A 22,547-nucleotide genomic window follows, 5' to 3' on the forward strand; every position below is an offset into this window, starting at 1 on the left:
TAAGTAGCGGGAGGACGGTCAGGCGGAGCCCGATAATGACGGCGGCTCCCGCTAGAGCGGCGAAGAGTGGCGATAGCAGAGCCATCAGAAGCCGTACCGTGTGAAAAAGCGACGGAATTGGGCGATCGGGCCGCTCGAAAACACAACACGTCCGGTGCGCCCGATGGCGCAGCCAAGATCGGGTTGTTGTGCGAGACCCGGCACCGTCACTGTCACGTCGAAGCGCTGCAGATGCTGCGGACTCGGACCAACGGCCAGGTTCGCGTAGAGGGGCGCCGCACCGGATCCGCCGAGCCGGGTGACCGTTCCGTCGAAAATTCGCTCGTCGCCGAACAGCCGAAACTGCACCGCCGTCCCCGCGGATAAGTTATCATAAAGCGATTCGGCTACGCCCGCTGTGACGACAAGGCTATTGCAGTCGACAAGCTTGACCAGATCTTGTCCGCGCCGGGCGTACTCGCCATTGTCCACCAGTATATCCCAGACAAGCCCTAGAACCCGGGCATTGAGCGTCGCGGAAGTCAGCCGATTGACGCGCAGACGCTCCGCATCGATCTGCCGATCGAATAGAGCGATACGCGCCTTGATTTGCTCCTCTTCGACATACGACTCTGCAAGCCGTTGATCTAGTTCTCGAATGCGCTGCGTCGAAAAGGGGGCATCATTATAGGACTCTCCGATGAAGACGCCGGTGCGGGCTGAGGCGAGTTCCGTCTCGAAATAGTTGACCCGCTGCTGCGCACTCTCCAATTCTTGTTGTGTGACGTCGAATGTCGCGCGCGCCCGATCTAGGTTGGCCACGGTCTGAACGCCGCGATTGTTTAACTCATTAGCGCGTTTGAATTCGGCGTCCGCCTCACGCAGGCGTGCGGCTGCTGCGTCCTGCGCCGCCTTTGTCTCAGCGATCCTCGCCTCGATCTGTCGAATCCTGCCACGCTGATAGTCGGTTGATTGCGCGTCAAATCCGGCTCTCGACCGCGACAGCGCGTCCCTCTGGCCGGCAATCCGTTTGAGTTCGATGCGTTGATTGTCGCGGTCGCGCTCAAGTTCAAGAAGCCGAGCGGTATCAAATCGCTCATCGGAGACCTCAGCCGCGAGTTCTCCTGCATTAATGCGCGCTCCAATGCTCTTGACGGAAAGCGTTACCCGGCCGTCGATCGGGGCACGCACGACGTAAAGTCGGGCATTTACCGTGGCATCAGCCGAAGTCCCAGCGAAGTGCTCACCTAGGATGACGTACAGGCCGCCGGCCAGTAGGATCAAGCCAATGACCACACGTATGAGCTTCATGAGAGACTTCCAATCACATTCAAGCTGCCTTTTCTAGCGCAACTTAGAGGCGAATTTGTGGAGGCAAGCAAATGTGACACTGCAGTCAGACGTTGAACATGAATTGGATCGTTAGAATGCGAGACAGTTGATAACGACGGCGATCGGCAAGGTCACACTGTTCGAGGTCGCAGATCGTGCAGGCTCTGCATCTCGCGAGCTCTCCGGAGGGAATAGAGCGCTGTCGTTCCTTGTTCACGCTCGGCGGATTGATTACCGCGTTGTAGACGATGGCCGCACTTTGAGCTGATCAAATATAGTCGAGCCTTGGATGAACCACTTGCCGCAACCAAAACGTTAGTCGTCGCTTGGGTTGTTGTCGCCCATTCCAGAAACCCAATCGAAATGTGCGACGCAGGTGCGGCCGGTTCCGCAGCGCCAATGCGTCGTAAACGAAGGGCTCAGCCAGCACGGGCGCTGTGCGTGTTCGCCGTTCGCGTTCTCATCGTCGGTTGCAATCGTGGGCATTCGGTGTCTCCTAACTTGAAGAAGGATTGACGATGTCCCGCGTGGTTGTTTGCTCAGTTCCGATCATCAACTATTTCAAGGTAGCACAACCTCCAGCATGTCCATGCCTACCTCCCTTAGTAGGTACTTGGCCGCGGGAAGAAGTCCGACGTCTCAACTGCGCAGAATTCGTCTGCATCTGATGATGCTCGATCCGCGGCCAACTTCGCCTTCTCTTGGATAGCCGAGGAGAGCGAATGAGTGAGGAACGACTCACGGAAGGCTGTCGTGGATTGATCCATGGAACGGGTGATGAAGACGTGCGACGGATGTCAATCAGCGTTGGACCGGGGCTTTTCTCACGCGAAGATACTCACTGGCCAACAAACTCCGGAACTTATGGTTGAATGCGGTATTTTGAAGGGGTGGCCGTGAGAATGCGACGCGTAACTTGAGTCAATCTAATATCAGCCAACGGTATTTTCCAAAAAGCTCCGAGGATCTTTGAAGGCATTGCCCGAGACGTCCACGTGGACGTCATCATCTTGCGATGACAAGCGTCCAGTGTTTGTCAAGAAAGGACAATGGGTAGTCGTTCGTTAAGAAGCCGGATTGAGCTTTGCGGAACCGACGAGCGTTCGCCATAGGAACGGGCGCAAGAGCTCCCTGCGCCAGGCGAGGATGCGGCGCAAGTTGTGGCCGACGGCTGAGAGGACGACGTTGGCGGCATCGCCGGCACGGCCTTTGAGGTAACAGCGGCCGAGATGACCTTCTGCTTTCATGTGCCCGATGATGGGCTCGATCGCGGGCGGCGGCGCAGTTCGCGCTTGATGATGCCGAAGACGCCGCGCTTCTGACCAGAGATGAAGACGCGACGGGCATTTTGCGCGTCGTGGCCACGGTACCCTTGTCGACATAGGCCCGCTCGATCGAGCCAGTGAGTGTCTCGGTGCGACGTCATGCAAGGTGTGACCGTCGTAAGGGTTGTCGGGCAGCGACCTGGCGTGCAGCACGAACAGGCACCGGGAGCCCGGCTGTTATTGGTGACGATGGAGGCCTTCACCCCGAATTCGTAAGGCGCAGCGGCCTTGCCGTTGCCGATGCATTCCACCTCTGGGGCATGCAAAGAATAAAGCTTCCATCCGCGCTGACGCTGCTGCTGCAAGCGGATCTGCGTGGCTCGGTCAAGCGGCAGGGCGAACGCTTCGTCCAGTGCTGGCTGGCCCTCGATCTTGCGGCGGATGTCGCGGATGATCCGGCCTAGCCGGCTGCGCAGGATGCGCAACTGCCGCTGATGCCGCCCGAACTGTTTTGCATGAGCGTAGCGACCCGCCATCATCGCCGCAGCTTTGGCCACGCGACAATAGGATTGCCGCAGCCTGACGCCGAGCCTTCTCGTCAGGCGGTTGGGCCCCCTGAATGGCCGCATGCAAGAGCTTTTCATCGGTCGGAAAGGTGATAGCCTTCGGCTGCACCGTCGTGTCGACTGTGACTCGCTTGAGGTCCCGGCTCCGCAATGCGCCGGCCGCGTGCGCCACCCGCAGGCTCTCAGCCAGCAGCAGCTCCAGCTTGTCGCCGAGCCGCTTGCGCCAATGGCTTAGGTCCGGGCGCTCGTGCGGGAAGGTGTGCTGGAAGAACTCGGGTAAGTTCACACGCTTGGCGAATTGCAGCGTGTCAGACAAGACGGCGCCGCCGGATGCGTACAAAACTTAGGTCGCTTGAGATTTCGCGACTGCGGGCAACCGTCGGAGGACAGTCGCCAGTTGAAATGACCCTTAGGCTCCATCGTGGCGAGGCATTATTGGCGAGAGCCTCGCGTGTCAGATAAGTCGCCGCCAGTCTGTTCCAGGATTTCACAACACGATACCAGTTCTCTTTTCGAGCCGGTAACAGTTGAAGCTTCCTTTGCGTCTTGCGTGCAGCCGCAAGCCTTCCGTCGCACTTAGCTTGTTCCAGAATCTTGCGCTCTAGTTCCTCGGTTCGTTTCCATCCATCCCCTCTGATTCTGCTCTGCGCAAAGTACTCGAAGACGATTCGGAAGGTCAGAGCACGACCTGCGGCGGCCCTTGGATCCAACTCAGGTTCGGTCAACCAGCGCAGAAGCGCGTCGAGGTGCTCCGGCCCGCCAAGCGTGAGAATGTCACTGCCCTCAAAAATCGAAGGTGCGGCGTATGCTGCGAAATCGAGCTGGGTGTCTAAGTCTTGTGATCCCAGCCAGCGGCAAATTGCTTCTAGAGGAGACATGGCTTTAGCTCTGCTTCCTTTCAGTCGCGCTTTGAGTGCTCACGACTGGCAAAGATGGGTTTGACCGCGATTTGATCCAGAGAATGCTATACCGGTCAACTACAAGATCCTGCAGGCGCGATCACATTAAATAATTATATGTTCGATCGCGGACAGAGAGCATAGTTGGAGTTCCGGCCCACAGCTTCACGCGTGGCGTTTGCCGGTCGGGCGCCGACCAGCGAGATGCACGACCGCCGTCACATCGAAGTCTCGAAAAATCGCTAGTGCCATGACTGCCACCCGGCTTGGTGTTGCCCGATGATGTCAAGTCTTCCGAGTGAACGTCACCGCGAGCGCATACTTCTGTCCGTCGTCAGCGCCTAGCCCCAGATCATGCTGTCAGAGGGAGCGATGAGCTAGAGCATCCGATCGCCTTGCGTCGTAACCAACTGCGACGAGATATTTTGGCATTTCTCGGGTGAGAAACGTTTGAGAGCGCTGGCGATTGCTTGCCAGAGGTCGGGCATGGTGCGTGCTGCGGCGGCGCGCAACAGAGCCTTCAATTTCGAGAAGGCCATCTCGATCGGGTTGAAGTCCGGACTGTAGGGCGGGAGATAGAGCAGGCTTGCTCCGACTGCCTGGATGGCCTCTCGAACGCCATCGATCGTAAGCCGCAAGGAGACTGTTCAATTACCCATAATCTTTGCCTCGATCGCGGCTCCCAGTTCGATGTCAGTCAGCCGCCATAGTCAGCGCCAGATGACGGTATTTCCTGGAGGAGGATCGTTGGCTCGGGCCAAGTATCCTCCGAGCCGCGCGATCTTGACGACATAGTGCGAGAGCGTACGCCGTCGAGGGCGATCGTCACCCTTGTCTTTCACCAAATGATCAAGAAGCCTGAGTTCGGAATCTGTCAGCGCCGTCTGCGGTAGGGCATTCGGTGAGGAATGATTGAGCATCGTCATCCAGAAGACGCGCCTACAATACAAAAAACGGCGATCAGATTGACCAAACGTTCAGCGGTTCGCAACTTCGAGTCCTCCGCCTTGCAGCCAGATTTGAGGATCTTATGCAAGACTTCGATCTTCGACCTCAACGAGTACCATTCGATTTTCTTGATGGCATCCCTGCGCGATTGGACCGGGAGATCGGGGAAGAGCTTCCACTCGATCTTCTTTCGCCGTTTCGGCGTTCCCCGCTCTTGAGCATGGATCACGGTCAGAGTGAGTGCGGGAAATTTCTTCTGCTTGCCGATCGGCGGCGGAATCCGAAGCTTGCGGAAACGAATTTCGAGACGCTCTTCGTCCGGGTTGCCTCTGTCATCCTTGACCTTGATCCGATGCAGGCCTTTGACCGTAACCTCGTCCATTTCGTCGGCAGTTGTATGAATGCCGTCCCCGGTAAGCCGATCAACACAGGTTCGCACAAGGAAATGCGTTCCAACCTCCTCGGCCAGGCAAAACAGTTCGTAGATGTCGCTCTCGCGATCGCCAATACGCGAGAAGATTGGTCGATTGCCGTAAATTCTCCAGCCAGCGGATGCTCTCCTTCTGCTCGATCGGAACACGCGTCGGATTGATTTTTCGCTTCAGCGCAGTCGTCCCCTTGAACTTCTTGCGTGTCCAGAACTTGATTGCCGCCAGTCCGAGCGGAAGCCCCTCGGTCGTCACGGCGAGGCTCGAATGCATCAGGATGCCGCACTGCGTGCGCCCCGCCGTCTTGCCTGTAAAGCCAATCAGATCCGGCTTCTCACGCTTGAATCTGAACTCCGTCGTGTCATGGAGAGCGAGGATCGGTCCCTTCGTCGCCGTTCCGCACCCGCGCGTCGCCTCGAAATGACCGCAAAGAATATCTGCCTCGTTGACCCATTCGTTCGAGAGGAAGCGATAGGCGGCGTTCGTGTTGGCCCAGTCCTGACAAACCAGCGGGATGCTTTGACCCATGTCGCTCCCGATTTGTGCGAGCAATTTGCAGAACCGGCGGCCAAGCCGCTCATCGTTACTCGCATCCCGCAGCTTCCCGATCAACCCACGCCTAAGTCTCAATACCGCCGGTCAATCGCTGAGCACGCGCCTCCGCGCGTTCCTTCACCAAGCCCATCGAGCACCCCACGTCTTCGAATCAGGTGCTCAACAACGAATCACAACAGATTCTGCCGATTCAAGATTTTGCCCGCCGCGCGCCGTTCAAATCCGATTTCAGATGTGGGTAATTGAAAGCTCAGCTCGCCGCTTACATTGAAAGCCGGCTGAGCGCTTACGAACGGGGCGGGGCTTAAGGGCGAGATCGAGATTTCGTCGAATCAGCCGGGCGCAAAAAGAGGCAGGTGAACCGGGATCGCAGCGCTATGTCCTTGGAGGGGCAGTCCGGTAACCAACTTCGCCGCGAAAATGATCATCAGTCTCCGGCGTGGATAGCCAGCCCGCCCCGCGGACTCCGGCTAATAGCCGATGGGGCGCCGATTCTCGTCCTGAGATCGGGCCAAACAGCGGTTGGCAAATAGAGTCCCAGCGCTCCTCAGAAGGAGCGCTGGGCCCGAAAGTGAATGCGCCAACTTGGGGGCTGGGAAACGCATCCACCATCGCCTAATGGTCCCGCGCCAAAACAGTTCGATTAAGTAATCGGCCGGTAATTGTTCTGGGCCTCAGCGGGGGGGCTAGTACGCAATCGCGTCGAATTGCCGGTTAGCAGGGCGCCGCTGACCCCGCAAATACGACGGCTCGCGGATTGAATCCCCTTAACGTTCTAGTCGCAGGCAGTCATCAAGGCTCAAAAGGTTATCGGGGAGAAAACGATCATTCTCGGTCTTCAGGTACTCGCGACCGTCGTGTTTTCTGACGATCACCCAGGCCGTCTTGCCTTGCTCGCTGACATCATAAGCTTTCGGATCGCGTTTGACATTTGCGATGGCTGTCTCTTCCGGGTGTTGCCACCCTGAGCCGCCGACGGCTTGAATGCGCCGATGGCGGTCTTGATGCGTGGGTAGCTTGACAATGCATGTAATCCGGCGAGTCATGAACCACTCCTATTTTGTGAGCCGAAGCTCGGGACCGCTGGCGGAGAATCGGACACGCTATCCGCTCATGCTGCCACATGGTTGGGGCTCGCCCCCCTCCCTGGAATAGTGGGGGGGCGTATCATTGCTTATCGGACGTGGGATACGCACGGCGCGAGTCGTTCTTCTGCCGCTTGCGCCGTGCCGAGATCGGATCGATACGCTCAAGTCTCACATGGGGATCTGGTGAATCGGATCACTGCCCCTGGTCATTAAGCGGGGCAAATCCCCGGACTTCTAGCTAGGGCCCCGAGTGCTCAGATGCAACGGGTTTCGACATTCCTCGGCAGCCGACGTTGAGCCCCCGTCCTTGCCGGAGGGCAAGCTCAAGCGAAAAGTGAAAGTAACCTGCTCGATCCGTTCTTCTTGTCCAAATCGTCCCATTCTTCGGGAACCACTTAATCGCCCCGTTTCTAATCTGTCGGCATAAGCAGCAATCGCGCGTACACGTGGCCTGACCCATCACTGCGATATCGTCGAGACCGGCAACGACAGTTGGCGATTCAAGAGCCGAGACGACGATCACGCCACCCGCGCTCGTCTCGCCTCCGCTATCCCGGCCAGCTCCGACGAGACGAGCGCTACCAGCAATGCTCGCCGCGCAAAGGGGTCAAAATTGGGCTCTGACTCACTTTTGATGCAGTTTGAGGGACGACTGGCGCTTGGATAGGAGGAGAATCAGCGCCATGCAGCAGGCACTCCACCGCTCCAGTTTGGTGCAGCGTGGGTTTGTTGTAGAGAGTGCTTACTACGAGGGTGATAAGGCCATGGTGGTGGTTCGGGCGTCCGGAAGCGTCGGCCTGTGTCCATCTTGCGGAACAGTTTCCCGAAGTGTCCATCGCCGCTATCGACGCCGCGTGACCGATCTGCCGCTCTCGGGGCGGATCGTCCAGCTCTTGGTAATCGCCCGCCGCTTTCGCTGTGGCGCGGTTCTATGCGGGCGCCAAATCTTCACCGAGCGATTCGCCGAAGGCGTACTGGCGCCATCGGCGCGACGTACGGCAAGCCTGGACTCCATCGTCCATCACCTCGGTCTGGCGCTTGGCGGTCGACCTGCAGCAGGCTTTGCAAAGCGGCTGATGCTGCCGGTGAGCAAAGATACGCTTCTTCGGGTAGTTCGGCGCCGTAGCCGTCGTCCAACTGACCCGCTCAAGGTTATCGGCGTTGATGATTGGGCCTGGCGGCGCAATCACCGATACGCCAGCATCATCTGCAACCTGGAAAGGCGCCGGGTGGTCACCCTGCTGCCGGATCGTGAACCGGCAACTGCCCAAGCGTGGCTCTCTGCTCATCCCACGATCGCAATCGTCGCCCGTGATCGCGGCGGCGGATATGGCGAAGCGGCAGCCAAGGCTCTACCGCATGCAGTACAGGTCGCCGATCGTTGGGATCTGATGGAGAACGCCAGTCGGACTTTCCTCGACGCCGTACGCAAATCGATGCGCCAGATACGCACCGTCATCGGCGCCACCACAATCAACCCCAAGCTGCTCACGGCCGCCGAACGCCTTCAGTATGAGGGTTATCTGCGCCGCGAGGAGACCAACGCGGCCATCTTAGCACTGTCGAAGAACGGCATACCTATCAAGCAGATTGTGCGTCAGACCGGCCACAGCAGGAAGCTGATACGACAGGTGGTCCGCGGCGAATGTCACGACGTCTTCCGAACCCGGCAAAGTTCGTTGGATCTGCACTTGCCATGGCTGGACGAGCAGTGGGCGTCCGGCTGCCGCAATGGAGCTGAACTGTGGCGCCGCTTATCAGGGCTTGGATTCCGAGGCTCGCTCCGCATCATCAGCGAGTGGGCCACCCGCAGACGACGAGCGGAAAGGGCCGACACAAAACTTGCAGAGGATTCCGTCGGCCAGGACGATCGCGCGCCTCATGACAATCGGGCGGGACTCCCTCACGAAAGCGGAGACCGTCACGGTCGTGGCGATCGAAGCTGGCGTGCCAACCTTGGTCGAGGCACGCGAGATCATTGCCGAATTCCACATGATGATCCGCCGCAAGATCGAGGTGGGTCTCATGACGTGGATCGAGCGCGCCCGCGCTAGTCTCGTCGCCTCGTTCGCCAGCGGCGTCGCCAGGGACGAAACGGCGGTCCGAGCAGCAATCACTTTGCCCTGGTCTAACGGCCAGACTGAAGGTCAGATCACGCGCCTCAAGCTCATCAAACGCCAAATGTACGGCCGCGGCAAAATCGATCTGCTTCAAGCGAGACTAATCGGCGCAGAATAATCGGAGCTGCACCAAAATTGCGTCAGAGCCACATTTGCAAGCCGATTGACACGAACACTCATTGAGCGCGAGGAGATCGTCCTTCCAGATGCCGTCGGCATAGGTTTGCAGGGACTTGTTGCCAGCGGCACTCTCACGTACGCCAACCTAGGAGCTCTCATTCCCTTCGCGCGTGTAGGCGAGCGAGATAGTGATGATGGGCGCTTGAACGATTGGATGGGAGGCAACCGCATCTATCGAGTGCACGAAGATGTTGTGGGGCTTGGTCAATACGGTCGAACACTTACCGTCCTGACGTGTGATGGTCTGACTTGATCGAAAGCTGGACGCCCAGGTCTCGGAAGTAGTCTCGAGGTCGGATTACCGTGATGGTGCGGGCGGCCGGACTCGAACCGGCATGGTAATCCCCAACGGATTTTCTTACTACTTCGACTTTCGCCGCCGCCATTGAGCGTTCGTAGTCTGGACTATCCCTTCACCGTAGCTGAGTCGTCGCAGGTGCTGCCCGTCTAGGGCCAGCTAGCCTTGATTCCTGCGTGAGGATCTCGTCTCGGGTCAACACTGCCCTTACGCAAATTCCAATAATCCCTCGCAAACCCGCTATAGGTGGTTCAGCGGTATCTTCAGATAGCTGACGCCGTTGTCTTCGGGCGCTGGGAACCGACCCGCCCGCATGTTGATTTGCAAGGCGGGCAGGATCAGCACGGGCAAGTCGAGCGTCTCGTCGCGCGCGTGCCGCATCGCAACAAATTCCTCCTCGCTGACGCCATCATGAACGTGGACGTTCTTTTCGCGTTCTTCTGCGACCGTAGTTTGCCAGAGCGGAGCGCCCCCATCCGGCCGATAGTCGTGACAAACGTAAAGCCGCGTGTGCGCCGGAAGTGCGAACAGCTTTCGGATCGAGCGATAAAGCTCGCGAGGATCGCCACCCGGGAAGTCGCATCGGCCGGTTCCACAATCCGGCATGAACAGTGTGTCGCCGACAAACGCGGTATCGCCGATCAGGTACGTCAGACAGGCGGGCGTATGACCAGGAGTGTGGATGACGCGAGCTTTCAGTTCGCCAATCCGAAACGTCTCACCGTCCCTGAACAGGTGATCGAATTGGCTGCCATTGGTCGCGAATGCGGGCTCGAGATTAAGTATCCTCCTAAAGGTCTCCTGGACGATCGCAATTTTCTCGCCGATTGCAATCCGGCCGCCCAATTTCTCCTTTAGATAAAGCGCCGCGGACAGGTGGTCGGCATGAGCATGTGTCTCGAGGTGCCATTCCTGAACAAGATGTCTCTCCTTGAAATAGGCAACAATCGCATCTGCAGATTGCGTGCGCGTACGCGCAGCATTCGCGTCATAATCGAGTACTGAATCGACAATCGCTGCTCGCCGCGTATCGGGATCCGACACGACATAGCTGACCGTACCCGTAATGGTATCGAAGAAACCTTTCACGTCAGGTTGACGTGTAGCTTCGCTGTTCATCATGGATCCCTGGGTATTAATTCGACAGCCATCTGCGTCACCATGCGAAACTGTTCCAGCATCGATGATTTTGCCTTGATCTGCGTCAAGCGGGCGATCGACCATTGCGCGTCTTTATTGGCGAAGATTTCAGATGTTGAGGCGTTGGATTGCGGTCGGCTGTATGCTCTTGTCTACCACTCCTCACCCGCTAGCCATGCTAATCGTTGGGTCATAACCAATGGTCTGATTGTTTGAGCAGCGGCATGCTTCGCTGCATGAAAGTTTGCGCACTCATTGCCTGGAACTTGCGTCGGATCCGTGTAGAATGCGGCATTTCGCAAGAGCAATTGGCTTACAACGCTGGGATTGACCGCTGATAGTTGGCCAGTCTTGAGCGGGAATCGAAGAACCCGACGATTGACCTCATCGAGCGGATGGCCGCAAGGCTAGTGTTGATCCATCCGAATTCTTCGTTGGGCCGTCGAAACGCTCGGGGATTTCCACGACCTTAACCTTGCGGCCGTGAAGACCATGCTCGCCGAAGGCGCAGAACTGACTTTCAGGACAGTGATGGCAACACCGCGCTGATCTGGGCGGCCTGCAGCGATCATCCCGCGATCGTCGAGGCCTTGCTGGCCAAGGATACCGCTCTCGAGCTCCGTGACAGCGATGGCCGCACGGCCCTGATCCTAGCGGCGGTGTTCGGTCATATCTCGATCGTAAGGCCCTGCTGGCCAAAGGTGCGGCCGTCGACGCCCGGGACAACTCTGGGGACACCGCGCTGATCTGTGCGGCCCGCGAGGGCCACATGGTGATCATCAAACTGATCGAAGCAGCGGCAATCCGCCGTCTGAACCACGACAGCCCCTTCCACTGCGGTGGAGGGGGCATTTCGTTTGGCTTCCCCTGGTAACTTCCGACTGATGTCCCACAATGCGGGCGCACCAAGCAACACCGTTTCGTCCCGTGCGGATGCCCCAGACGGATAGCGCGCCGCCGGCTTCTTTGTTTTGCTAACGGCGATTGCTTCATTGGCCGCACAACTGAAAGCAAACGGAGTAGCCAAAAGGCCAAAATGCCACCGCGGTTCGCTGGTGAGCGTAGAGGAAGTACTATCCGCAGACTGGAGCGTTCAAGCCAGGGGTTCGACCTTCGCGATAGCCTTCGCGGATTCGATTGAATAGATCAAATCCCGCGCGGCTCGCTGTGTGGCACCTTTCATCCAAACTTGGAAGATGCCTATCTGATCGGCCGTTGAAAGCGTCGAAAACACCTTTTTGTAGAGATCCGTCAGTTGCGTCGTCTCGGCCTGCATGCGTTCTTGCCAGTGCCAGTACGTCTCGAGGTATCTCTTCGAAAACTCAGTTTGCGTTGCGATCGCTCGCCTAGTGAGGTCTTGAAACGCGTCGGATGCGTGGTTCATCTCATCACTTATTTCGGTTTCGATTGTCATTACGATCTCCTTGCCAGCGTAGTATCTGAAAATAGGTACCGGCAGACGATGTTGCCGGTACCTTGCTCTGACGTGGTCCAACCAAGGGCATGTGCTTCAATGTCCCTGGCATCGTGAGCCCAATGTGGCCGATCAAGCCAGCCTGGTGCGGCTGAACAAGTGGCGCATGCAGCGTACCCGCCAAGAATTCTCCGCTAGCTTCATACGGCGCGACCGCCTAGGGGGCGAACGTAGCGGAAGTTCCCTGCTTCTCGATGCACGTGGTGCCAAGTTTGGGGCCGCCGATAGGGCCAACTTGATAGTCGGCAAGCACGTTGATCACTGCGGGGTGACTCAAATTCTGCACGAGGATAGGAGGACTGAAATCGTTGTCCGCAACGTAGCCCGTCGAGATTGTAGCTGTACCAGCTTCGTTTAGGACCTCGGCATTTACAGCGGTCGCACCTTCGACCAGTCTACCGCGGCCATTAGCCCCGCGGACGAGCGCGTAAGGCGTGACCGTCCACGTACCGTTAGCATTGTACACGACGCTGAAGGTTGAATATCCTGGCGTGGCGTCGCAAACGGCCGCCGTGGCCGAGGATGCGGTGAAGTTCATCACCGTGCCGGCCGTATAGTTGCCGGTTTGAACATAGAAAATGCGAATGGGCTGACAGTCCAAATTGGTGTTTGGTTGGGCTGTGACGAAATTCGAGAGTGTGACACCGCCAGTTAGAGTTCGTAAGGCAGAGCCGGCATTGTAGTTCTCCAAGGTCGGGTTAAAGACCGGCGTTATGATGCGGAAGGAGCCAGCCTGCGGGCCCGGCGTGGAAACCGGCGGCGATAGCCCAAGAGAGGGATTGACGGTCATGGTCGTCGTGTTCTTGGTGGGCGTTCCGCCGGCCGCGGGGGTTACGGTGATTGCCTGTGAGGCCGCGAGTTGTCCGGACGGCTTGCCAACGGTCGGCGGTGTCACCTGTTGTTGGACGCCGGCGTAGTCTTGTATCACCAGCGAGAATGTCAGGATGGCTCCTGACGTCTCGAAGGGTAGCAGCGCTTGAGAGTATAGGCTGTTGGTGTACACCTCGGGACCGCCGGTGTAGATCGCCGGTTGCTGAAAGAAGAAGAAATTCTGAAGCGCAGGGCTGTTGTTCTGCACGTTGATTGTGATTGTGGTGGCCATGACGTTCCTCTCAATTCTGGTGGGTGTCGGTCGTCCAGGTGTGAGCAGGGATGATACTCACATCGTCTGGTGGCTCATTTGAGTGTCATCTCGCGATTGCGAGACATTGACGACCGCACGAATTTGATCCCGTCGCTGACTCAGCAAACGGTGTGCCACACAGGAGTTGTATTCGAGCGCGAGGAAAGCATCTGGTTAGCACCAGACTCGGGTCGCTCATGCTGGCAAGGTCCGACTCCTTACCTCAAAGTACCGAACCAGACACGGGAGACTGCGACAAAAAGCGAAGCGGGCAGGCACTACTGAACAGAGCGGGCTAAGCTGATTGACGCACATGACGGTGATCGCCGGCAGTCCGTGCAACGACATTGGCAGTCAAATGCGAAGAACCTGGTGCCGGACAACTGCGAGATTGAAAGCCAATTGCGTCAAAAGAGGTGGGCGCACCGCTGCGGCCACCTTCACTATTCGAATTGATCCACGGACACCGAAAGCATTGCCGCGCGTTCGACGTGGCCCGATTGTATGAGCGCACCGGCCAGCCGGCGCCCCAGTTGGTGAAAGTTTTCGAGGACTTCGGGGTTTTTGGCGGCCAAGGATCGTAGAGTGTTTAGGTCCGGGTCAGCGGAGGAAGGCTTGTGCGATTTCGGTTTTGCGCGAAGGCTTTGTGCCAATCTCCTTGTCGTCAGGAGCTTGACCGGAAAACGTTCGCCAGTTTTACGCCGGCTCTAACGTTTCCGGCAAACTGGTTGATGAACCGTAGGGAGGTGTCATTGTGCCACTATTCCCCGCTGGGTTCCGTCTGATACCCAAGAAACATGCATCAAACTCGGCAAGGCTAGTCACGTGAATCTAAAGTTCACCACATAAAGTCTGGTGGGCTTTGTGGCAGAAGCGTTTGACGGAAGCCAAAATCTGGTCAGCAGACTTGGTCCATTTGAAGGGCTTCGGATTTTTGTTGTGCAGGTCGATGAAGGTACGGATGTCGGCCTCGAGCTGTTTGACCGAGGTGTGAACACCTCGCTGGATTTGCTTTCTGGTGAGTTCAGCGAACCAGCGTGGGCGCTTCAAAACGAGGTCCCTACCGATTCCGGTAGCAGCCCTGCGAACGGCCTTTGGCCATATTGGGTTTACTCACACGTATCGAACCGGCCCACGCAATAGGGAGTACCAGAATGAAAATCGCTGTTTGGAGTGCGCTCGGTGTGTTTTCGACTTATGTGTTTGCAGTTGGTGCACTCGGCTGGTTGGCGAAACCGTTCATGAGTCAAACTATCCGGCAAATGGTCGCAAGATTATTGACCGGCTCGGGACAGAGCAAACGCCGCGAGTTCCACAGCTTACACCCGATAGCCGACGCGATGTTAAAAGCGCGGGTGCTCCAATCATGAATTGGGAAGATGGCAGGTTGATACGTGCCATTGCCCGCGCAGAAGTTCGAACGCGGGACCGGATTATCCGGTTGAAGCCGAAGACTTTCTCGATGTTGAAACGGAGCGCCTGGAAAAACAGTTTCGCATCATCGCGGATGTGGGGCGCTACGTAGAACTGGCGAACGCCACTCTCAAGCTCCAGGAACGCAACGTGCTTGCGTTGGAGCGTCAAGCAGCTGCGTTCGAAGCTTTGGCCAGAAGCCAAAAGCGCGACCAGGTTTGGACGCGAAGATCGTGGCAATGGCGCGGACCCAAGCGGCGTCGATAACGGCAACTCAAACCTTCTTGATTGATCCTTGCGTTGGCGGCTTGCATTGGCGGAACGTACTCGCCGCCGGATTGCTAGGAGCGACGTTGACATCAAGCCACGTGAGATAGCCCCAGGTGACAAGAATGACAAACAAGTCGGAAAGCAGACAAAGCTGTCACAACTACGGTGCAAATTGCAGGGCTTTGTTTGGCACAAAGAATGCAGCTCTTCAGGCATACCCAGGGCGCCCTCCCTTGGGTATGGCTACCATCGCAAGTTGAAGCTTTGGCTGGCCAGCGGAGTTAGCGGCGCGTGACTTGAGGCGCGGGACGGCGTCCGCTCGGCCGACACCGACGGGCGTCTGGTCAGGCGGCCGCTAACTTCCAACGCTCGGATCGTATGAGCTGGTCGGCTTAAGATGTCTTGATAAGGCCATACAGTCCCAGGGGTGATGAAAATGGTGGGAAGATCCGCGCTTTGGTCCTGTCTCGGTCTATTGTTGATCAGCCTGGTTGAGCCGGCCATTATGAGCTGCCTTGTTCGCGCCAAGTACGATCCGCTCGTGCACGACGATCCGCTCGCGCACAAGGTTAAATCAACCTGGCGAGCGCGAGATGGCGAGAGCGCTGAAAAAATTATCGCGAACGTCTCGAAGGTGGCGCATTTCGTCCCTCGCATGTGGGGTGTCGCCAGAGGCGCCAACGGAACGGAATATGTGCTCTTTTCCTGGACCAGGCACGCGAACAATAGGTCGCACGAAGAATACGCAATCACTTGGAAGACCGCGCCCGACGGGACGATTAAAATTGATTCGCCTTATGCCAAACCGATAGAACTAGGCTGGCGTGCATTCGCACTCTCCTTGATCGCTGATGAAATCAAAGACAGCGAGAAGGACGTCAACCGTCGCTTCCTCCACGATCAGGCCAATTTCAATTTCGTGACGGCGGTACAAGGCAAGTTGGGCGATCTCTTGCGGCTCGGCTCCTGTACGATCGTTGACTCGGTTGGCGTGGATTACTCGCCGAAGGTCAATGAGGAGCAGACCACCAAAGGTGATTCTTGGTGCGTTGTGCTCTTGGTGAACTGCAATATCCCTGGTCCCGATTTTTGCATCCGCCACGGGGTCATCGCATTCGAGAAACGAGAGGGACAGGATTGGGAGGCGAAATCCTTCTTTGCCACGCGTATCGCGGCATTTCCCCCGGGCTCCTGGTTCGATTGCATCGAGCCGAATGAACATGAAGGGTACACGGACGGCGAGAAGGCGCAAAAGGCTTCGACAAATGAACGCAGAGAACAACTTCGCGGCGCGGCTCATTGATGCCAGGCGCCTCGCAGCGATAGCCCGCACCTGCGGCCTCAAAGCTGACGTCTCCCACTACGTTAACGAGGCACTCAAGGAGCTTTGGCAAACCCAGTCTCCTGAAGAGGCAAGAAAGATCGCCGAGCGCTGGGTCTTATGGGACGCGGAGGGGAGGCCTTGGCCGCGCATACCCCCGTTGGACAACGTGGTCCAGTTCCATCGCGCCGGCCCAACACAGATATCGATGGCGAGCCAGCCGGCAACACCATTGCAGGCAATCCGGGGTTGGTTCGACCGACAGGATGAAGAGGTGCGAACCGAGACTGCCGGCATGGCGACGCTTCTGGTGTTCGAAGGTCATGATCTTCTCGTCTTTGGCGGCCGAGCGTGGTGTGATTATCTTCGGCAGTGGCTGAGTGAGACGAACCTAGCAAACCAGACGATCATTGGCCGTGCATTGACGTTCCGGAGCTGTTTTGAGTATTTCGCGGAGAGCAGGTTCACTGAATCGGGGTGGACTCGGTCCGAAAAGGTCGCTCTAGGCGTTGTTGAAGATGCCAAGAATGACCCCGATTCCGATGCTGCGCGCCTCGCACCGTTTGCGCAGAAGCTGCTTGATACGTTGCCCGCACGTAAAATCCGATGGATCAACGTGCGCAAGTCCTGGAGGGAACTTGTCAGTGCAAGCCTCACACCCCGGGCTTTGAGAGTTTGGAGCGCCTCGCGGACGGAAAGAGTTCGGGGACATTAGTCCAATCGAGAGGTGTGGTGTGCCACCAAAGCATTGAACGCGCCGCCAATGGCAGTACAAGGAGCCAACTTTATCCAGACGCCTCCGAGCGGAGAAGAGGTCAATGAGTTGGTGGGCGCAGACCGACACAGTTGGTGACCACGCGAACGGCCGACCTTAGGGTTGAGTCGCCGGCTGCGCTGCGTCCGGTTCTGTGGCGGCGAATATTCACTACCGGAATGCTCGCCGCCGCATTGTCGCGTACCGTTAATTGTCGCGTTGAATGCGGCCGAACGGCGTCAGGCCGCATTCTCCGCAACTTCCAAGGCCCGCAGGTTCATCAAGGGAACGAAGTTCCATTGCTGCGCGGGCGAGCCGTTGAACTTGAACAGCCAAACCGGGTTGCCGTCACTCGTGCCACGAGTCTTATTATCGATACACAGACTGTTATCCGGGAGGCTAAGCTCTTGAGAAATTCCCACCGCTGACCTTGGATGGCTGGGTTATACACTTTGAGCGAGAGGAGAGCCTCCGGCGCGACGCGATCGGTGCCGACCGCGAGATTGCCCCCGCTCGAGTTCAGTGTAATCGCTCCAGTATCGAGATTGAGGTCCCAGAGAACGGCTAGTCGAGCAACGCTTGCGCCGTTCTCGAGCCCGGAATTCAAAATCACGTACTTTGGCCAGCCTTCAAAATGAAGATGGACGTCGCGAGTTCAGGTTCTCCGGAATAGCTCTTCGACAACCGCACGCACGAGCGCGCGATCACGGCTGCATCTCGCTCTTGGTGTGTGCGCCCCCAAGCAATAGAGAGCGGAATGCTATGAATGACTCTTCTGCTTTGTTGGCTTTGGGGGCTCGGGTGGCGGAAAAGTCTCGTGAAGCTCTACAATCGCGTCGAGCACGTCGCTCATCGGGATATTTCCCTCGGACCATTCTTTAAGCGCCGCTATTGCCTTTGTCAGAGCCTCTTCGCGGGCCACGGCATGATTCCCTGTGATGGATGGCTGAGACCGAGCAACCGTAAAAGACGCATGGGGTTACGGGAAGAACCACCCGCGCGAGTTGGAGCTTGGCTGCCTTGTCGCGGGAAAAGACGCACGGACGGTGGGGTGGATCGCCGCCCGTGCGAGTTGGATTACGAAAGGGCTTGGTTGTCTCGTAAGGGTCACTAACGTAGAAGCACCCAAGCCGTCGATATCTCAGCAACTTGCGTGCCAGACGGTCATTGGATGTTCGAGGGAAGACGATGTGCTTTCACAGCGCCCCTAGGCTTCTCGCGGTCAATCAGTGTCAGCTTTGGGACATGCCCGTCATCACGTGCAAGCAAATGATTGAAGTCGGGCAAAGAAACAAACGCGCTTAGTGCCGCTGCGAGCGCGAGTTGATCGGATCAATCTCGTCATCGTGGATCGCGATTAGTTCCCCGGGCTGTAAGCCGAGCCTTTGCACCTGCTCCTCTTCGATCGGGCAGATTAGCATTGCAGCCTTGCCGCCGCTAATCTTTCAGGCGCACAGCGCCACAGCTTCACAGCTTCTGCAGGGTCAGCAGTCGCGACCGCGTAGGTTACGTGCCTGAATGCGTCGTCGTCGTCGTCATGCTCGATGGCGACCGTTACTATCCAACCATCCATCTCGCGGAGCTCCAGTCGTCGGCAACCCTGCAATTTTGGAGCCGCGAGTGACTGACTGCGCTGTGCTGATAATGCGGATCATCAAGTCGCTGGTCTCTTTTCGATCGAGACAGCACACGTTTTTATTTTTGCAAAGTCGAGTGATCTCGACCTCGACGGACTTGCGTGCGAGCAAACGTTGGATGTCTCGGATCAACTCCTTCATCACCCGTCCGCGTCCATCCCCTGGACATCATATTGTACCTGAGTCACAAGTGAGGCGCAGCCTCAAGTGGAGCGTAAGGCGAGTCGGATAAGTGGCTGAAACAGCTCAGGCCATGGAGGGACGGATATTGCCAATATTGTTCTGTGCGGGGAAAGGGCCCCCGCAACACATTTCTTGGAGCTCTCCTAAGGGCTGGTCCCCGGTCGTGCATTTCGCCGAAGCGCGACTCTGATCCGCCTTCTGGCACTAGTCCAGCTGGTGCGGCGCGCTTCCATCGGTATGGCCATTCTCACAGCGCGCGGGCAGGGCTCCTTCATTCCGGCTCCGGTTTGGCGAATTCACACGTCCTGCACAGCAGAAAGCCATCCGTACCGTTCATGCGGTCGGCGATTTCGCTAAATATCCGTCCTTCGAACAGATCTTCGTACTCGTCGCGCAAAAGATTCCCAAGGACATGACGCCGCTCAAAATCCATGCAGCACAAAGTAACATCGCCGTTTGGAAGCAGGACATTCCGATGCTGCTGTTTCCCATTGCATGTCAGAGTGCCGGCGGTCGGCTGCCGGGAGGTGATCATTCTCGGATCTATACGTCCTCGCCTGCTACTCAGCGGCCGCAAGCGTTGTAGCTTTTTGGCGGGGATTACGTCGGCTAGATCAGGATGGATTTTACCCAGGACCACCAATTGAATTGAGGGAATGTTTGCCTCAATCAATCGGCGCATGACATTGATGTAGTTTTTTCCGACGAGGCGGCTGTTCATATAGGTGCCGTCGTCGGGTACGTGAACGACGAAAGTCTTGAACCGGAGCACTTGCAAGCGCCGAACGTCAGTTCCGTTCATTCCAACAAGGGTCGTGAAGATCCGGACGTCGTGGCCGCGTGCGTAAGCATGCTCAACCATTGTGCTGCAATGCGGATGCAACCACGGCTCCGAATATCCGGCAAAACTAATGCCGGTAGCTCTCGGTACGCGTGAGAGACATTGCTTGAAATCCTGAACACCCAGATGCTTGGCTTGGGATACGAGCCTTTGGCGATCTGCAAACTTGTCCTGGGAGCAATAAGAACATCTGACGATGCAGCCGGTGGTCGTGGTTATCTCCAATACCTTGCTACCAGGATCGGCCGCGCGCAGATTCTGCAACGTCGTCGGATATGCCGTCATTCTCTTTGATCCTTTCAGGTGGAACTGCTGGAAGGAGAGCAGGGGCGCTCGGCAATGCGCCGGGTTCGACAACGCGCTTGCTGAACGTGGCACCGATCTCTCGGGGGCGAATACCGCTTTCTACGTGCTGACTGCGCATAGTACCGTTCGCTGTCACTGATATCCTCGTCTATCTTTAGCGTGAGCCGGGTGCCAAGCCTGGCTTCCTCGTCGCAATGGTCCGCGCAGAGCTTGCCGAGCAGCGGCGATGCTGATCAGAAGCTGAACGGGCGAAAGGGCTGTTTGGAGTTCTGCCTATGACGGTGTCAGGGTCCGGACCATCCGTTTTACTTGTCGCAAGCCATCGTCCTTGCCAATGGTTCCGCGGCCATGAACTGGGTGGATGGCGATTGAGCATCGTAGTCTCGGAGACGATCGTCGTCGAGAGCTCCTGTCTCGTTCAGTTGCTGGGCTGCCCGCCAGGATGTTGGATCAAGCAGGCGTTTGTCGGGTCGAACAGAACATTTGCGTACTCTAGGGGGGCAGGGCTAAGTGGTGTCATGGAAGATGAGCAGCGCTAATGATTGTCGCCGCACGCGCTGCGGCCCAAAAATAGCTTCAATGCGGCCGTGAGGAGGCAAAGAGGCTCGCATTTGAGATCTTCAAGACCTGGAAAGCTATGGTGGCAGTCAGCTATTTGATTTCGAGCAACGATATAGTCGATCTCGGGCGATGCCAGCGTTGCCGTGATGGTTCTAAGGTCCACTGGATTGGATCGACTTGGATAGTCAATGCGATCTGTCCTGCCAGAAATGGTAGGAGGGGCCGGCTCGCGGTTTGAGATACTCTGTTGGAGCGAGGACATGCTCGCAACCAACACATCAGGGCGGTCGTGGAGAGCGACTATGCGGACCCGTATGCTCTCGAATGAACAAAATCTGCGGAGACCATCATGAAAGCGAGATCGGCATGTAGAGCCGATGAGGCGTCGAGTATCCCGCTGAGCAAGCTGGATGTTAGCGAAGCCAAGCGCTTTCAGGATGATAGCATATGGGGGTACTTCGAGCGGTTGCGAAGGGAAGATCCCGTTCACTACTGCCAAGACAGCGGCTATGGCCCCTATTGGTCCGTCACGAAGTACCGCGATATTGTCGCGGTGGATACAAACCATAAGGCATTCTCATCAGAACAGGGTGTCACGATCGTCGATGTGCCTGACGAGCACTGGACCCCGAGCTTCATTAAGATGGGTCCTCCAAAACACGCCGGGCAGCGCAATACCGTAAGTCCGATAGTTGCACCGGATAACCTGGTGAAGTTTGAAAGTCTGATCCGTTCGCGGGTCAGGGTGATTCTGGACGGGTTGCCGCGCAATGATCCGTTCAATTGGGTGAATATGGTCTCGATCGAGCTGACGACGCAGATGCTTGCCACGCTCTTCGACTTTCCCTTCGAAGACCGACGGCTCCTGACCTATTGGTCAGATGTAGCTGTTACGCCTCCGAGAGCCGGCCATGCCATCGACAGCTGGGAAAAGCGAAGGACAATCCTGTCCGGATGTCTTGAGTATTTCACGCGACTTTGGAACGAGCGCATTAATGCCGAGCCGCGCCTGGACCTGATTTCTTTGATGGCACATTCGCCCGACACGCGGCATATGAAGCCGGATGAGTTTCTCGGCAATCTAATCCTGCTGATCGTCGGAGGCAATGACACTACCCGCAACTCGATGACCGGCGGCGTCTTATTCATGAATCAGTACCCCGGCGAGCTGCGAAAACTGCGCGATAACCCTGCGCTCGTGTCGAGCGCCGTGTCGGAGATTATTCGTTACCAGACACCGATCGCCCATATGCGCCGCACCGCGGCGGCAGATTGCATTCTGGGTGGCAAGCAGATCAGCAAAGGCGACAAGGTCGTTATGTGGTATATCTCTGGCAACCGGGATGAAGAAGTCATCGAGAATGGCGACAGCTTTGTGATCGACCGCAAGAATGTGCGGCAGCATCTATCGTTCGGATTTGGTATCCATCGGTGCGTTGGTCGGCATCTTGCACAACTGCAGTTGAATATCCTCTGGGACGAAATATTGCGTGCCGGGCTAGACGTAAGCGTTGTCGGCGAACCCGAGCGAATCGCATCTAATTTCGTGCACGGCTATTCCTCACTCCCAGTGCGGATTGCAGCCTAGTCCCTGATCGCGTCGGCGGCAGGCGGCACGCGGTGCGGTTGGGCTCGTCTTGAACCGCATTCGTTGACGCCGCTAGCGAAAGCGGCGTGATCGGCGCCAAACAATCGCTGCATGTCGCGAGCCTGTCGGTAATCAGGCAGGCGTTGACGAGCCCGCGTAAGGAGCGACAGGTGAGCCGGCCCGGCGCCGTGCAGGCGCCGGACAAGCGAAAAAGCAACGCCAACGGTGCGCTCCGATTTCCCCATATCCGGGCCGCCATGGACAGCCGACGAGCTTGA

At 57.3% G+C, this 22,547-nt stretch carries 16 protein-coding genes and 7 pseudogenes; 9 read left to right on the forward strand and 14 right to left on the reverse strand.

Translation table 11 applies throughout. From position 1 onward, the window contains the following. Window positions 1-84: 84 nt before the first annotated feature. The 8 genes and pseudogenes from CK489_RS13230 to CK489_RS13250 all read right to left on the reverse strand — a co-directional run bounded on the left by CK489_RS13230 (window position 85) and on the right by CK489_RS13250 (window position 7,018). Complete coding sequence (locus CK489_RS13230) at window positions 85-1,290, reverse strand: HlyD family secretion protein (RefSeq protein WP_050399933.1); 1,206 nt, start codon at window positions 1,288-1,290, stop codon at window positions 85-87. A gap of 336 nt (window positions 1,291-1,626) precedes the next feature. Next, window positions 1,627-1,797 (reverse strand): hypothetical protein, encoded by a 171-nt coding sequence (locus CK489_RS41305; RefSeq protein ID WP_157113713.1) that lies wholly within the window; start codon window positions 1,795-1,797, stop codon window positions 1,627-1,629. A 578-nt stretch (window positions 1,798-2,375) separates the two neighbouring features. Continuing rightward, window positions 2,376-3,416, reverse strand: a pseudogene (locus tag CK489_RS13235) (IS5 family transposase); the annotation flags it as partial. A gap of 34 nt (window positions 3,417-3,450) precedes the next feature. Further along, entirely contained in the window at window positions 3,451-4,020 is a 570-nt protein-coding gene (locus tag CK489_RS40725; RefSeq protein ID WP_128089705.1) for a hypothetical protein, read from the reverse strand. Between the two features lie 381 nt (window positions 4,021-4,401). Continuing rightward, window positions 4,402-4,658 (reverse strand): annotated as a pseudogene (locus CK489_RS42210) (transposase); the annotation flags it as partial. A 305-nt stretch (window positions 4,659-4,963) separates the two neighbouring features. Then, window positions 4,964-5,371 carry a hypothetical protein gene (locus tag CK489_RS42215; RefSeq protein WP_244486437.1) on the reverse strand — a complete coding sequence of 136 codons (408 nt, stop codon included), beginning with the start codon at window positions 5,369-5,371 and terminating at the stop codon, window positions 4,964-4,966. Window positions 5,372-5,411: 40 nt separating this feature from the next. After that, entirely contained in the window at window positions 5,412-5,945 is a 534-nt protein-coding gene (locus tag CK489_RS42220) for a transposase DNA-binding-containing protein (RefSeq protein WP_244486438.1), read from the reverse strand. A gap of 794 nt (window positions 5,946-6,739) precedes the next feature. Then, window positions 6,740-7,018: a DUF3892 domain-containing protein gene (locus CK489_RS13250; RefSeq protein WP_050399935.1), complete on the reverse strand. Its 279-nt coding sequence runs from the start codon at window positions 7,016-7,018 to the stop codon at window positions 6,740-6,742. Between the two features lie 493 nt (window positions 7,019-7,511). Here CK489_RS13250 and CK489_RS42770 point away from each other — a divergent pair. Together CK489_RS42770 and CK489_RS13260 are read left to right on the forward strand one after the other, a co-directional pair. Beyond that, window positions 7,512-7,727, forward strand: a pseudogene (locus CK489_RS42770) (hypothetical protein); the annotation flags it as partial. 16 nt (window positions 7,728-7,743) lie between these two features. Then, window positions 7,744-9,298, forward strand: a pseudogene (locus CK489_RS13260) (ISL3 family transposase). A gap of 54 nt (window positions 9,299-9,352) precedes the next feature. Here CK489_RS13260 and CK489_RS42225 read toward each other — a convergent pair. Beyond that, window positions 9,353-9,445: pseudogene (locus CK489_RS42225) on the reverse strand (DUF3892 domain-containing protein); the annotation flags it as partial. Between the two features lie 453 nt (window positions 9,446-9,898). Beyond that, entirely contained in the window at window positions 9,899-10,882 is a 984-nt protein-coding gene (locus tag CK489_RS13265) for an MBL fold metallo-hydrolase (protein ID WP_347336851.1), read from the reverse strand. A gap of 440 nt (window positions 10,883-11,322) precedes the next feature. Here CK489_RS13265 and CK489_RS41705 point away from each other — a divergent pair. Continuing rightward, a pseudogene (locus tag CK489_RS41705) lies at window positions 11,323-11,544 on the forward strand (ankyrin repeat domain-containing protein); the annotation flags it as partial. Beyond that, window positions 11,490-11,672 carry an ankyrin repeat domain-containing protein gene (locus CK489_RS42615; RefSeq protein WP_244486442.1) on the forward strand — a complete coding sequence of 61 codons (183 nt, stop codon included), beginning with the start codon at window positions 11,490-11,492 and terminating at the stop codon, window positions 11,670-11,672. The pseudogene CK489_RS41705 and the gene CK489_RS42615, both read left to right, overlap by 55 nt. Before the next feature lie 219 nt (window positions 11,673-11,891). On the opposite strand, the gene CK489_RS13280 is transcribed toward CK489_RS42615, so the two are convergent. The 3 genes and pseudogenes from CK489_RS13280 to CK489_RS13290 all read right to left on the reverse strand — a co-directional run. Continuing rightward, window positions 11,892-12,212, reverse strand: coding sequence for a hypothetical protein (locus CK489_RS13280; protein WP_050399936.1), 321 nt, complete (start codon window positions 12,210-12,212; stop codon window positions 11,892-11,894). Window positions 12,213-12,429: 217 nt separating this feature from the next. Next, entirely contained in the window at window positions 12,430-13,374 is a 945-nt protein-coding gene (locus tag CK489_RS13285) for a hypothetical protein (RefSeq protein WP_050399937.1), read from the reverse strand. A gap of 852 nt (window positions 13,375-14,226) precedes the next feature. After that, window positions 14,227-14,433 (reverse strand): annotated as a pseudogene (locus CK489_RS13290) (IS630 family transposase); the annotation flags it as partial. 116 nt (window positions 14,434-14,549) lie between these two features. On the opposite strand from CK489_RS13290, the gene CK489_RS40740 reads away from it, so the two are divergent. From CK489_RS40740 to CK489_RS13300, 3 genes are all read left to right on the forward strand, one after another. Then, on the forward strand, window positions 14,550-14,765 hold the full coding sequence (locus tag CK489_RS40740) for a response regulator (RefSeq protein ID WP_143278143.1): 216 nt from the start codon (window positions 14,550-14,552) through the stop codon (window positions 14,763-14,765). Window positions 14,766-15,514: 749 nt separating this feature from the next. Continuing rightward, the gene (locus CK489_RS13295) at window positions 15,515-16,381 is read left to right on the forward strand and encodes a nodulate formation efficiency C protein (protein WP_245350354.1); all 867 of its coding nucleotides are present in this window, start codon (window positions 15,515-15,517) and stop codon (window positions 16,379-16,381) included. After that, window positions 16,344-17,114 (forward strand): hypothetical protein, encoded by a 771-nt coding sequence (locus tag CK489_RS13300; RefSeq protein WP_095732604.1) that lies wholly within the window; start codon window positions 16,344-16,346, stop codon window positions 17,112-17,114. The genes CK489_RS13295 and CK489_RS13300 overlap by 38 nt, the downstream gene beginning before the upstream one ends. Before the next feature lie 2,130 nt (window positions 17,115-19,244). Here CK489_RS13300 and CK489_RS13315 read toward each other — a convergent pair. After that, a complete protein-coding gene (locus tag CK489_RS13315) occupies window positions 19,245-20,099 on the reverse strand; it encodes a radical SAM/SPASM domain-containing protein (protein ID WP_095732605.1) in 855 nt (284 codons plus the stop codon). 931 nt (window positions 20,100-21,030) lie between these two features. Between CK489_RS13315 and CK489_RS13320 the strand changes: the two genes are divergently transcribed. Together CK489_RS13320 and CK489_RS40745 are read left to right on the forward strand one after the other, a co-directional pair. Continuing rightward, on the forward strand, window positions 21,031-22,269 hold the full coding sequence (locus CK489_RS13320; protein WP_050399942.1) for a cytochrome P450: 1,239 nt from the start codon (window positions 21,031-21,033) through the stop codon (window positions 22,267-22,269). An 86-nt stretch (window positions 22,270-22,355) separates the two neighbouring features. After that, window positions 22,356-22,547 (forward strand): hypothetical protein, encoded by a 192-nt coding sequence (locus CK489_RS40745; protein ID WP_143278144.1) that lies wholly within the window; start codon window positions 22,356-22,358, stop codon window positions 22,545-22,547.

Origin of the sequence: Bradyrhizobium sp. UFLA03-84 (genome assembly GCF_002289535.1) — a bacterium.
Classification (GTDB): domain Bacteria; phylum Pseudomonadota; class Alphaproteobacteria; order Rhizobiales; family Xanthobacteraceae; genus Bradyrhizobium; species Bradyrhizobium viridifuturi.